We start from the raw sequence: 13,434 nt of genomic DNA on the forward strand, positions 1-13,434 counted from the left end.
TTCGGTCAGCCATTCCTCGACGGCGTCCGCGGTGGTGGCCGCGTGATTCTCGACAATGGTGAAGTGATCACCAGGGACTGACGTCTCGTCATGCTTCAGCTGCCACTCGATGTGCAGCCGGTCCGAGGCGTCGGTGTTCGCCGTGGCGTCGCTCCCGAGCGGTATCTGATCCGTCGCGCGGACCAGGAGCGTGGGCGTGTTGACCTCCTCCGGGTGCCATTCGGGGAGGATGCGGTGATAGGCGCCCATCGCCGTTAGGCGGGTGGCGTTCATCAGGTCGCCGCCCAGCTTCTGCTCCCGGTCGAAGACGATGCCGAGCATGGCGTCGCCCACCCGCTGGCTGACCTCGGTACCCGGCCACGGGCTGTCCAGCAGGACCAGGCCCGCCGGTGCGGCCCCGAGGGCTTCGAGCCGCTCGGTGACCGCGTGCGCGACATGGCCGCCGGCGGAGTGGCCGGCCAGCACGAACGGCTCCTCACCGGCGTACCGCAGCACCGCCTCGGCCTGCAGCCGGACCAGGGCGTCGAACGTCTCCGGGACACTCTCCCCCTCGATGAACCCCGGCTGCGGCAGCACGGACACCTGCCGACGATCGCGCAGGGCGGCGGCGAAGCGCGAGTACTGCTGGGGCCCGGCCGTCGCGACCACGGCGGGGAAGCAGATCAGGGACGGCCTCGCACTCCCCGTGGCGAGGCGCACCGGCCGTGGGATGTGCGCGAAGGCCGTGTTGCCGTCGAACGACTGGCGCAGGCGCGAGGCCGCGATCAGCAGGTCGTTGCCGGCGGCGTTCTGACCGGTGCTGAAGGACTGGCGGAACAGCGCCACCAGGCCGGCCGGGACGACCTCGGCGCGCGGTGGTCGGTCCGCGGTGGTCTCCGTGGCGGGGGCTGCCTCGGGGGCGACCGCGTCCTCGGCCGGGGCGCCGGCTTGGTCGAGTTTGGTGCGGAGGAACGCGGCCACGGCCGTCGGCGTGCTCTGCTCGAAGAGCAGCGCGGCCGGGAGGCGCAGGTCCGTTGCCGAAGCCAGCCGGTTCCGGAGCTTGACGGCGGTCAGCGAGTCGAAGCCCAGGTCGAAGAACCCGCGTGCCGGGTCGATGGCCTCGGCCGACGCGTGGCCGAGGACGGCGGCCGCCTCCCTGCGCACCAGGTTGAGCAGGAGGCTGTCCCGCTCGGCGTCCGGCGCGCTCCGCAGCTGCTTGGCCATGGATGGTGCGGCGGGGGCTGAGGTCAGGTCGGCGTTGCCGGTCGGTGCTGCTTCGAGCCAGTAGTGGCGGTGTTGGAAGGCGTAGGTGGGGAGTTGGGTGGTGGTGCCGCCGGTGAGGAGGGGGGTGAGGTTGGTGGGGTGGCCGTGGGTGTGGAGGGTGGTGAGGGAGGTGAGGAAGCGGTGGTGGCTGCTTTCGTTTCGGCGCAGGGTGCCGGTGATGAGGATGGTGTCGGGGTTGTCGGTGGTTTCGGCGGTCTGGTCGATGCCGTAGGTGAGGACGGGGTGGGGGCTGATCTCGATGAAGGTGGTGTGGCCCTGGTCGATGAGGGCGCGGACGGTCTCTTCGAAGCGGACGGTCTGGCGCAGGTTGCGGTACCAGTACGCGCCGTCGAGGGTGGTGGTGTCGGTGAGTTCGGTGGTGACGGTGGAGTGGAACGCCACCTGGGCCTCGCCCGGCGCCAGGTCGGCCAGCAGGACGGCGAGTTCGGCTTCGAGGTCTTCGACCTGGGGTGAGTGGGAGGCGTAGTCGACGGGGATGCGGCGGGCGCGCACACCCTCCGCCTGATAGTGGGCCTGGAGCTCGTCCAGCGCCTGGGTCTCGCCCGACACGACGATCGAGGTCGGGCCGTTGACGGCGGCGATGGCGAGGCCGCCGTCGGGGCGGGTGGCCAGTTCGGCCTGGATCTCGTTCAGGGGGAGGGGGATGGAGAGCATGCCGCCGCGTCCGGCGAGCGCGGTGATGGCCTTGCTGCGCAGGGCCGCGACGCGGGCGCCGTCTTCGAGCGTGAGGGCGCCGGCGACGACGGCGGCGGCGATCTCGCCCTGCGAGTGCCCGATCACGGCGGCCGGCTGGACGCCGTAGGACTGCCACAGGGCGGCGAGGGAGACCATGACGGCGAACAGCACGGGCTGCACGACGTCGACGCGCTCCAGCGAGGGCGCGCCTTCCGTCTCGCGCAGCACGCCGGTCAGCGACCAGTCCACGAACGGCGCGAGGGCCTGCTCGCACTCGGCGATGCGCTGCGCGAACACCGGCGAGGTGTCGAGCAGTTCGACGGCCATCCCGGCCCACTGCGCACCCTGACCGGGGAACACGAAGACGGTGCGTCCCCTGGAGCCGAAAGCCGTGCCTCGCACCACATTGTCGGCTTCGCTGCCTTCGGCGAGCGCGGTCAGGCCGGCCAGCAGCCCCTCGTGCCCTTCGCCGATGATGGCGGCGCGGTGCTCGAAGGCGGTGCGGGTGGTGGCGAGGGAGTGGGCGACGTCGAGCGGCGTGAGCTCGGGGTGCGCCTGAAGGTGGGTCAGCAGCTGCTGGGCCTGAGCCTGGAGAGCGTCAGGGGTGCGGGCGGAGACCAGCCATGGAAGGACGGAGGGTTCGGTGGCGGGCACTGGCGGCTCGGCGTCCTGTGCGGGTGCCTGCTCGAGGATGACGTGCGCGTTGGTGCCGCTGATCCCGAAGGCGGAGACGGCGGCCCGGCGGGGCTCGCCGGTCTCCGGCCAGGCCGTCGCCTCGGTCAGCAGCTCGACCGTGCCCGCCGACCAGTCGACCTCGGGTGTCGGCTCGTTGACGTGGAGGGTCTTGGGCAGCACGCCGTGCCGGAGCGCCTCGACCATCTTGATGACGCCGGCGACGCCGGCGGCGGCCTGGGTATGGCCGATGTTGGACTTCACCGAGCCGAGGTGCAGCGGTCGGCCGTCGGGGCGGTTCTGCCCGTAGGTGGCGAGCAGGGCCTGGGCTTCGATGGGGTCGCCGAGCTTGGTGCCGGTGCCGTGCGCCTCGACCGCGTCGATCTGACCCGGTGTCAGGCGGGCGTTGGTCAGGGCCTGGCGGATGACGCGTTGCTGCGAGGGCCCGTTGGGTGCGGTGAGGCCGTTGCTGGCGCCGTCCTGGTTGACGGCGCTGCCGCGCAGGACGGCGAGCACCTGGTGGCCGTTGCGCCGAGCGTCGGAGAGGCGTTCGACGAGGAGCATGCCGACGCCCTCGCCCCAGCCGGTGCCGTCCGCGTCCGAGGAGAACGCCTTGCAGCGGCCGTCGGCGGCCAGGCCGCGCTGGCGGCTGAAGGCGACGAAGGCGGCGGGGGTGGACATCACCGTCACGCCGCCCGCGAGCGCGAGGTCGCACTCGCCGTTGCGCAGCGCCTGAGCTGCGAGGTGGAGGGCGACCAGGGAGGACGAGCAGGCGGTGTCGACGCTGACGGCCGGGCCTTCCAGGCCCATGGTGTACGAGATGCGGCCCGAGACGACGCTGGCCGCCGTGCCGGTCCCCAGGTACCCCTCGATCTGCTCCGGCGCGTGCTTAAGCAGGCCGATGTAGTCCTGGCCGTTGGTGCCGGCGAAGACGCCGGTGCGGCTGCCACGCAGCGAGGTGGGGTCGATGCCCGCGCGCTCCACCGTCTCCCAGGAGGTCTCCAGCAGCAGGCGCTGCTGCGGGTCCATCGCGAGGGCTTCGTACGGACTGATGCCGAAGAAGTCCGGGTCGAACTGGGTTGCGGTGTCCAGGAATCCACCCTCCTGGACGTAGCTGCTGCCCGGGTGGTCCGGGTCCGGGTGGAAGAGGGTCTGGAGGTCCCAGCCACGGGTGGTGGGGAAGCTGGCGACGGCGTCGGTGCCGCTGGTGAGCAACTGCCAGAGCTCGTCGGGGGAGTTGGCCTCCCCGGGGAAGCGGCAGCTCATGCCGATGATGGCCAGCGGTTCGTCGCTGTTGCTCGTGGTGGAGTTGAACTGGTTCTGCGGCAGATCGTCGTCGGTGCCGAGGAGTTCGGTGTGGAGGTGGTCGGCGAGGGCGTTGGGGGTGGGGTGGTCGAAGACGAGGGTGGCGGGGAGGTTGAGGTTGGTGGCCGCGTTGAGGCGGTTGCGCAGTTCGACGGCGGTGAGGGAGTCGAAGCCGAGTTCCTTGAAGGCGCGGCCGGCTTCGATGGTGGCGGCGTTCGCGTGGCCCAGGACCAGGGCGACCTGTTCGCGGACGAGGTCGAGCAGGAACTGGTCCCGCTCGGTGGCGGGGAGTGCGGTCAGGCGCGTGCGCAGGGCCGAGGCCTGGTCGCCCGGGGCGGAGTGGCCCTGGGGTGCGGACTCCAGAGCCGCGCGCGCCTCGGGCACCTGGTCGAACAGGGTGCTCGGCCGCGTCGAGGTGAACGAGACGGCGAGGCGTTGCCAGTCGATGTCGGCGATGGCGATGTGGGTGTCGCCGTTGTCGAGTGCGCGTTGGAGTGCGGTGATGGCGAGGTGGGGGGTCATGGGGGGCATGCCGCCGCGCTTGAGGCGTTCTTCGTTGGCGCCGGCGTCGATGAGCATGCCGGTGTCGGCCCAGGGGCCCCAGGCGATGGAGGTGGCGGGGAGGCCGTCGGTGTGGCGTTGGTGGGCGAGGGCGTCGAGGTAGGCGTTGGCGGCGGCGTAGTTGGCTTGGCCGGGGCTGCCGATGGTGCCGGCGATGGAGGAGTAGAGGACGAAGGCGGTGAGGTCGTGGTCGCGGGTGAGGTCGTGGAGGTGGTGGGCGGTGTGGGCTTTGGCGGTGAGGACGGTGGTGAGGCGGTTGGGGGTGAGGGTGGTGATGGTGGCGTCGTCGAGGATGCCGGCGGTGTGGATGACGGCGGTGAGGTCGGGGTGTTGGGCGATGAGGTCGGCGAGGGCTTGGCGGTTGGTGGTGTCGCAGGCGGTGATGGTGACGCGGGTGCCGAGGGTTTGGAGTTCTTGGGTGAGTTGGGTGGCGCCGGGGGCGTTGGGGCCGCGTCGGCTGGTGAGGAGGAGGTGGGGGGCGCCGTGGTGGGCGAGGTGGCGGGCGAGGTGGGTGCCGAGGGCTCCGGTGCCGCCGGTGATGAGGGTGGTGCCGGTGGGGGTCCAGGCGCTGGTGTTGGTGTTGGTGGGGGCGTGGGTGAGGCGGCGGGTGTGGATGGCGGTGTCGCGTAGGGCGAGTTGGTCTTCGCCGGTGGTGTTGGTGAGGGCGGTGGTGAGTTGGGTGGTGGTGTGGTTGGTGATTGTGGTGGGGAGGTCGATGAGGCCGCCCCATTGGTCGGGGTGTTCGAGGGCGGCGACGCGGCCCAGGCCCCAGATTTGTGCTTGTTCGGGGTTGTTGATGCGTTCGGTGGGGGTGGTGGAGACGGCGCTTTGGGTGAGGGCCCAGATGGGTGCGTCGATGCCGGTTTGGATGAGTGTCAGGGTGTCTTCGAGGTCCAGCAGGGAGACGATGCCGGAGGGGTCGGTGTTCTGGAGGGCGTCGGTGTTCTGGAGGGCGTCGATGGTGCGGGCCTGGACGGTGGCGCCGCCTTCGGCCAGGGCTTGGGTGGTCCAGTCGAGCAGCGGGTGGCCGTCGGTGGGGGTGACGACCAGCCAGGTACCGGTGAGCTGACGGGTCGACTGTTCGGTGAGCGAGTGCCAGGTCTCGCGGTAGCGCCAGGTGTCGACAGTCGCGTGGCTGCGTTGGTCCTTGCGCCAGGTGGAGAGCGCGGGCAGGACGGTGCTCAGTGGGGCGTCGGGGTCGAGCTGGAGGGTGGCAGCGAGGGCTTCGAAGTCCTGATCCTCCACGGCCTGCCAGAACTGGGCGTCCGCCGGATCCGCTGCCACCAGAGCGTTCTGGGGCGCGTCGAGCCAGTAGTGCTGGTGTTGGAAGGCGTAGGTGGGCAGGGGGGTGGTGGTGGCGCCGGTGCCGGTGTAGTAGGCGTTCCAGTTGATGGTGGTGCCGGTGGTGTGGAGTTCGGCGAGGGCGCGGGTGGCGGTGTGGGGTTCGGGGCGGTTGGCGCGCAGGAGGGGGATGGTGGTGGCGTTGTCGAGGGTGTCCTGGGTCATGGCGGTCAGGACGGTGTCGGGGCCGAGTTCCAGGAAGGTGGTTGCGCCTTCGGTGGCGAGGGTGGTGATGGCGTGGGTGTAGCGGACGGTTTCGCGGACGTGTCGGACCCAGTAGTCGGGGGTCTGGAGGTCCTGGGGGTCGGCGAGGGTGCCGGTGAGGTTGGAGACCAGGGGGATGGTCGGCTGGTTGTAGGTGAGGGAGGAGGCGATGGCTCGGAACTGGTCGAGCATCGGGTCCATGTGGGGGGAGTGGAAGGCGTGGCTGACCCGCAGGCGGCGGGTTTTGCGTCCTTGGTCCGCGAAGATCTGGGCGACGCTGGTGACGGTGTCGTCGTCCCCGGACAGGACGATCGAGTTGGGGCCGTTGATGGCGGCGATGGAGATGCGGTCGGTGAGGTGGGGGGTGATCTCGTCTTCGGTGGCCTGGACGGCGATCATGGCGCCGCCGGTGGGGAGGGCCTGCATGAGGCGTCCGCGTGCGGCGACCAGGGTCGCGGCGTCCTGGAGGGTCCACAGGCCGGCGAGGTGGGCGGCGGTGACCTCGCCGATGGAGTGCCCGGCGAGGAAGTCCGGCCGGATTCCCCAGGACTCGACGAGCCGGAACAGGGCGGTCTCCAGCGCGAACAGGGAGGCCTGCGTGTAGGCGGTCTGGTCGATCAATCCGCTGTCGCCGAAGACGACCTCGCGCAGCGGCGTGTCGAGGTGCTTGTCCAGCTCGGCGCACACCCGGTCGAAGGCTGCGGCGAACACCGGGAACGCCCCGTACAGCTCACGTCCCATCCCGGCCCGCTGGCTGCCCTGACCCGAGAACAGGAACGCGAGTTTTCCGCGTCCGGCCTGCCCGCGCACCACACCAGCCGCATCCCGGCCCTCGGCCAGCGCGGCCAGCCCTTCGAGGAAGGCCTCCCGGCTGTCGGCGACCACGGCCGCCCGGTGCTCGAACGCCGAACGCGTCGTCGCCAGCGAGTACGCCACATCCAGCGCCGAGGCACCGTCAGCCCGCACATGCTCCAGCAGCCGCTGCGCCTGCGCCCGGACCGCCTCCGCCGTGCGGCCGGAGAGGAGCCAGGGCAGGACGGCGGGCGCCGGCACCTCAACAGTCGGCTCGGCCTCCCGGGCGGGTGCCTGCTCCAGGATCACGTGCGCGTTCGTCCCGCTCAGGCCGAAGGCCGAGACGCTCGCGCGGCGGGGTTCACCGGTCTCGGGCCAGGGTGTGGCCTCGGTCAGCAGCTCGACCGCGCCCGCCGACCAGTCGATCTGCGGGGACGGCTCGTCCACGTGCAGCGTCTTCGGCAGCACACCGTGCCGCATCGCCATGACCATCTTGATGACGCCGGCGACACCGGCCGCCGCCTGGGTGTGGCCGATGTTGGACTTCACCGAGCCGAGCCGCAGGGGCCGTTTGGCGGGCCGGTTCTGGCCGTACGTCGCGAGTAGCGCCTGCGCCTCGATCGGGTCGCCGAGCTTGGTGCCGGTGCCGTGGGCTTCGACGGCGTCGACCTGATCAGGTGTCAGGCGTGCGTTGGCCAGGGCCTGGCGAATCACGCGCTGCTGCGAAGGACCGTTCGGCGCGGTGAGCCCGTTGCTCGCCCCGTCCTGGTTGATCGCGCTGCCGCGCACCACCGCGAGGATCTGGTGTCCGTTGCGCTGGGCGTCGGAGAGGCGTTCGACGAGGAGCATGCCGACGCCCTCGCCCCAGCCCGTGCCGTCCGCCGCAGCCGCGAACGGCTTGCAGCGGCTGTCGGCGGCCAGGCCGCGCTGGCGGCTGAACTCCACGAAGGCGGCGGGGGTGGACATCACGGTCACACCACCGGCCAGCGCGAGGTCGCACTCGCCGTTGCGCAGCGCCTGTACGGCCATGTGCAGCGAGACCAGGGACGCGGAGCAGGCCGTGTCCACCGTCACCGCCGGGCCTTCCAGACCCAGCACGTAGGAGATACGACCCGAGGCGACGCTGGCCGCGTTGCCGGTGCCGAGGTACCCCTCAAGTCCTTCCGGCACCTCGGTCAGCAGCCTGACGTAGTCCTGGCCGTTGGTGCCAGCGAAGACGCCGGTCCGGCTGCCGCGCAGGCTGGTCGGGTCGATGCCCGCACGCTCCACAGCCTCCCAGGAGGTCTCCAGCAGCAGGCGCTGCTGCGGGTCCATCGCCAGCGCCTCACGCGGCGAGATCCCGAAGAAGGCGGCATCGAACTGCCCGACCGCCTGGACGAACCCGCCTTCGCGCGCATAGGTCGTGCCGCGCCGGTCCGGGTCGGGGTCATAGAGGTCGGCGAGGTCCCACCCACGGTCCTCGGGGAACTCCGACACGGCGTCCCTGCCGTCGGCGAGCAGCTCCCAGAGTTCCTCCGGTGACCCGACGCCCCCCGGAAAGCGGCAGCTCATTCCGACAACGGCGATCGGCTCGCGCGATGCCACGGTGAGCTGTCGGTTCTGCTGCCGTAGGCGTTCATTCTCCTTGAGCGATGCGCGCAGCGCTTCGAGAAACTTCTCGGGAGGCGTTTCCATTACAGGCTCCACAATTCACGCATCGTCAGGAATCGGTGCTTTCGAATGCCATCCGGAGCAAGTCCTCGGCATCCATCGTGTCGATCGACTCGATCGACTGAGGGCGAATCTCGTTGGGCTCCGTGGACTGTTCCTCGCCGTGGAAGTCGGCCATCCGCAGCAGGACGTCCAGCAGGCCGGCATCGCGTAGCTGGGCCAGCGGGATGGTGGCCAGTGCCTCCCGGACGCCGAGCTCCTGAGAGTCCTGGCCCGAATCCCTGTCGGTGCCGAGGAGTTCGGTGCCGAGGTGGTCGGCGAGGGCAGCCGGTGTCGGGTAGTCGAAGACGAGGGTGGCGGGGAGGTTGAGGTTGGTGGCCGCGTTCAGTCGGTTGCGCAGCTCGACGGCGGTGAGGGAGTCGAAACCGAGCTCCTTGAACGCGCGGTCGGCCTCGATGCCGGTCGGGTTGGGGTGCGCGAGGACCAGCGCCACGTGCTCGCGCACGAGGTTGAGGAGATGGCGGGGGCGCTCTACGGCGGGGAGCCGGCTGAGCTGGTCGGCCAGGCTCTGCTGATGCGCGGGGGTGACGCCGACCTCAGGCGCGCCGGCGGCCTCGGGGATGCCCTGGAACAGGGTGCTCGGCCGCGTCGAGGTGAACGAGACGGCGAGGCGTTGCCAGTCGATGTCGGCGATGGCGATGTGGGTGTCGCCGTTGTCGAGTGCGCGTTGGAGTGCGGTGATGGCGAGGTGGGGGGTCATGGGGGGCATGCCGCCGCGCTTGAGGCGTTCTTCGTTGGCGCCGGCGTCGATGAGCATGCCGGTGTCGGCCCAGGGGCCCCAGGCGATGGAGGTGGCGGGGAGGCCGTCGGTGTGGCGTTGGTGGGCGAGGGCGTCGAGGTAGGCGTTGGCGGCGGCGTAGTTGGCTTGGCCGGGGCTGCCGATGGTGCCGGCGATGGAGGAGTAGAGGACGAAGGCGGTGAGGTCGTGGTCGCGGGTGAGGTCGTGGAGGTGGTGGGCGGTGTGGGCTTTGGCGGTGAGGACGGTGGTGAGGCGGTTGGGGGTGAGGGTGGTGATGGTGGCGTCGTCGAGGATGCCGGCGGTGTGGATGACGGCGGTGAGGTCGGGGTGTTGGGCGATGAGGTTGGCGAGGGCTTGGCGGTTGGTGGTGTCGCAGGCGGTGATGGTGACGCGGGTGCCGAGGGTTTGGAGTTCTTGGGTGAGTTGGGTGGCGCCGGGGGCGTTGGGGCCGCGTCGGCTGGTGAGGAGGAGGTGGGGGGCGCCGTGGTGGGCGAGGTGGCGGGCGAGGTGGGTGCCGAGGGCTCCGGTGCCGCCGGTGATGAGGGTGGTGCCGGTGGGGGTCCAGGCGCTGGTGATGGTGTTGGTGTTGGTGTTGGTGTTGGTGGGGGCGTGGGTGAGGCGGCGGGTGTGGATGGCGGTGTCGCGTAGGGCGAGTTGGTCTTCGCCGGTGGTGTTGGTGAGGGCGGTGGTGAGTTGGGTGGTGGTGTGGTTGGTGATTGTGGTCGGGAGGTCGATGAGGCCGCCCCATTGGTCGGGGTGTTCGAGGGCGGCGACGCGGCCCAGGCCCCAGATTTGTGCTTGTTCGGGGTTGTTGATGCGTTCGGTGGGGGTGGTGGAGACGGCGCTTTGGGTGAGGGCCCAGATGGGTGCGTCGATGCCGGTTTGGATGAGTGTCAGGGTGTCTTCCAGGTCCAGCATGGAGACGATGCCGGAGGGGTTGGTGTTCTGGAGGGCGTCGATGGTGCGGGTCTGGACGGTGGCGCCGCCTTCGGCCAGGGCTTGGGTGGTCCAGTCGAGCAGCGGGTGGCCGTCGGTGGGGGTGACGATCAGCCAGGTACCGGACAGAGAGGAACTGTTGGTGGTTGACAGGGGCTTCCAGGTGATCTGGTAGCGCCAGGTGTCGACGGCCGAACGGTCGCGTTGGTCCTTGCGCCAGGTCGACAGTGCCGGGAGCACGGTGCTCAGTGGGGCGTCGGGGTCGAGCTGGAGGGTGGCAGCGAGGGCTTCGAAGTCCTGATCGTCCACGGCCTGCCAGAACTGGGCGTCCGTCGTGTCGACTACCTCGTCTGCCGACGTCTCCTCAGGACCTTCGAGCCAGTAGTGCTGGTGTTGGAAGGCGTAGGTGGGCAGGGGGGTGGTGGTGGCGCCGGTGCCCGCGTAGTACGTGGACCAGTTGATGGTGGTGCCGGTGGTGTGGAGTTCGGCGAGGGCGCGGGTGGCGGTGTGGGGTTCGGGGCGGTTGGCGCGCAGGAGGGGGATGGTGGTGGCGTTGTCGAGGGTGTCCTGGGTCATGGCGGTCAGGACGGTGTCGGGGCCGAGTTCCAGGAAGGTGGTTGCGCCTTCGGTGGCGAGGGTGGTGATGGCGTGGGTGTAGCGGACGGTTTCGCGGACGTGTCGGACCCAGTAGTCGGGGGTCTGGAGGTCCTGGGGGTCGGCGAGGGTGCCGGTGAGGTTGGAGACCAGGGGGATGGTCGGCTGGTTGTAGGTGAGGGAGGAGGCGATGGCTCGGAACTGGTCGAGCATCGGGTCCATGTGGGGGGAGTGGAAGGCGTGGCTGACCCGCAGGCGGCGGGTTTTGCGTCCTTGGTCCGCGAAGATGTGGGCGACGCTGGTGATGGTGTCGTCGTCCCCGGACAGGACGATCGAGTTGGGGCCGTTGATGGCGGCGATGGAGATGCGGTCGGTGAGGTGGGGGGTGATCTCGTCTTCGGTGGCCTGGACGGCGATCATGGCGCCGCCGGTGGGGAGGGCCTGCATGAGGCGTCCGCGTGCGGCGACCAGGGTCGCGGCGTCCTGGAGGGTCCACAGGCCGGCGAGGTGGGCGGCGGTGACCTCGCCGATGGAGTGCCCGGCGAGGAAGTCCGGCCGGATTCCCCAGGACTCGACGAGCCGGAACAGCGCGGTCTCCAGCGCGAACAACGCTGCCTGCGTGTAGGCGGTCTGGTCGATCAACCCGCTGTCGCCGAAGACGACCTCGCGCAGCGGCGTGTCGAGGTGCTTGTCCAGCTCGGCGCACACCCGGTCGAAGGCTGCGGCGAACACCGGGAACGCCCCGTACAGCTCGCGTCCCATCCCCGCGCGCTGGCTGCCCTGACCGGAGAACAGGAAGGCGAGTTTTCCGCGTCCGGCCTGCCCGCGCACCACACCAGCCGCCTCCCGGCCCTCGGTCAGCGCGGCCAGTCCGTCGAGGAAGGCCTCCCGGCTGTCGGCGACCACGGCCGCCCGGTGCTCGAACGCCGAACGCGTCGTCGCCAGCGAGTACGCCACATCCAGCGCCGAGGCCGCGTTGTCCCGCACATGCACGAGCAGCCGCTGCGCCTGCGCCCGGACCGCCTCCGCCGTGCGGCCGGAGAGGAGCCACGGCAGCACCGCCGGGGCCGCCACCTCAACCGCAGCCGCCTCGCTCGCCACCTCGGGCGCCTGCTCCAGGATCACGTGAGCGTTGGTCCCACTCACGCCGAACGCCGACACCCCGGCCCGGCGCGGCTCGCCCGTCTCCGGCCAGGCCGTCGCCTCGGTCAGCAGCTCGACAGCGCCCGCCGACCAGTCGATCTGCGGGGACGGCTCGTCCACGTGCAGCGTCTTCGGCAGCACACCGTGCCGCATCGCCATGACCATCTTGATCACGCCACCGACACCGGCCGCGCCCTGAGTGTGTCCGATGTTCGACTTCAACGACCCCAGCAGCAGGGGCCGGTCCGCGGGCCGGTTCTGGCCGTAGGTGGCGATCAGCGCCTGCGCCTCGATCGGGTCGCCCAGCCGGGTACCCGTCCCGTGTGCCTCCACCGCGTCGACCTGACCGGCAGTCAGGCGTGCGTTGGCCAGCGCTTGGCGAATCACCCGCTGCTGCGAAGGACCGTTCGGCGCCGTCAGCCCGCTGCTCGCGCCGTCCTGGTTGACCGCGCTGCCCCGCACCACGGCCAGCACCTGGTGCCCGTTGCGCTGGGCGTCCGAGAGGCGCTCCACGAGCAGCATGCCGACGCCCTCGGACCACCCTGCGCCGTCCGCCGCCGCCGCGAAGGACTTGCAGCGGCCGTCAGTAGCCAGGCCGCGCTGGCGGCTGAACTCCACGAAGGCGCCAGGGGTGGACATCACCGTCACACCACCCGCGAGCGCCAGGTCGCACTCGCCGTTGCGCAGCGCCTGCACCGCGAGGTGCAGGGCCACCAGCGAGGACGAGCACGCCGTGTCCACCGTCACCGCCGGGCCCTCCAGGCCCAGCACGTAGGAGATACGACCCGAGGCGACGCTGCCCGCGCTGCCGTTGCCCAGGTAGCCCTCGAAGCCGTCCGGGACGGCCTTCAGCCGCGCGACGTAGTCGCTGTACATGACGCCGGCGAAGACGCCGGTCCGGCTGCCGCGCACGGACTCCGGTTGGACGCCGGCCTGCTCGAACGCCTCCCAGGTTGCCTCCAGCAGCAGGCGCTGCTGCGGGTCCATCGCCAGCGCCTCGCGCGGGGAGATCCCGAAGAAGGCTGGGTCGAACTCGGCCGCCTCGTAGAGGAAGCCGCCTTCCCGGACATAGCAGGTGCCGGCCCGGTCCGGGTCCGGGTCGTAGAGTCCGTCCAGGTCCCAGCCCCGGTTGGTCGGGAAGCCCGAGACCGCATCCCTGCCCTCGGAGACCAACTGCCACAGGTCCTCGAGCGAGTTGACGCCCCCGGGGTAGCGGCAGCCCACGCCCACGATGGCGACGGGCTCGATCTCCTTGTCCTCGAGCTCCTGGAGGCGGCGTCGAGTCTGGCGCAGATCGGTGGTCGCCAACTTGAGGTAGGAACGAAGCTTTTCCTCATTCGACATGCGTGGTCAGCCCCTCGAGGACTAGCAGGAATATCACGTACATGGGGTTCAGGACTTCCCGAGCTCGAAGTCCAGGGCGTCGAACAGCTCGTCGTCCGTGGCGGAGTCGAGGTCGTCGTCCGCGAAAGCCTCGTCGGCGGTGCCGCGCGAGTCGT

General features: G+C 70.7%; 2 pseudogenes. Both read right to left on the reverse strand.

Annotation, left to right across the window (positions count from 1 at the left end):
• Window positions 1-21: 21 nt before the first annotated feature.
• Window positions 22-8,454: pseudogene (locus tag BR98_RS17370) on the reverse strand (type I polyketide synthase); the annotation flags it as partial.
• 321 nt (window positions 8,455-8,775) lie between these two features.
• Window positions 8,776-13,279: pseudogene (locus BR98_RS42325) on the reverse strand (type I polyketide synthase); the annotation flags it as partial.
• Between the last annotated feature and the right edge of the window lie 155 nt (window positions 13,280-13,434).

The organism is Kitasatospora azatica KCTC 9699 (assembly GCF_000744785.1).
In the GTDB taxonomy this organism is placed as follows: Bacteria; Actinomycetota; Actinomycetes; order Streptomycetales; family Streptomycetaceae; genus Kitasatospora; species Kitasatospora azatica.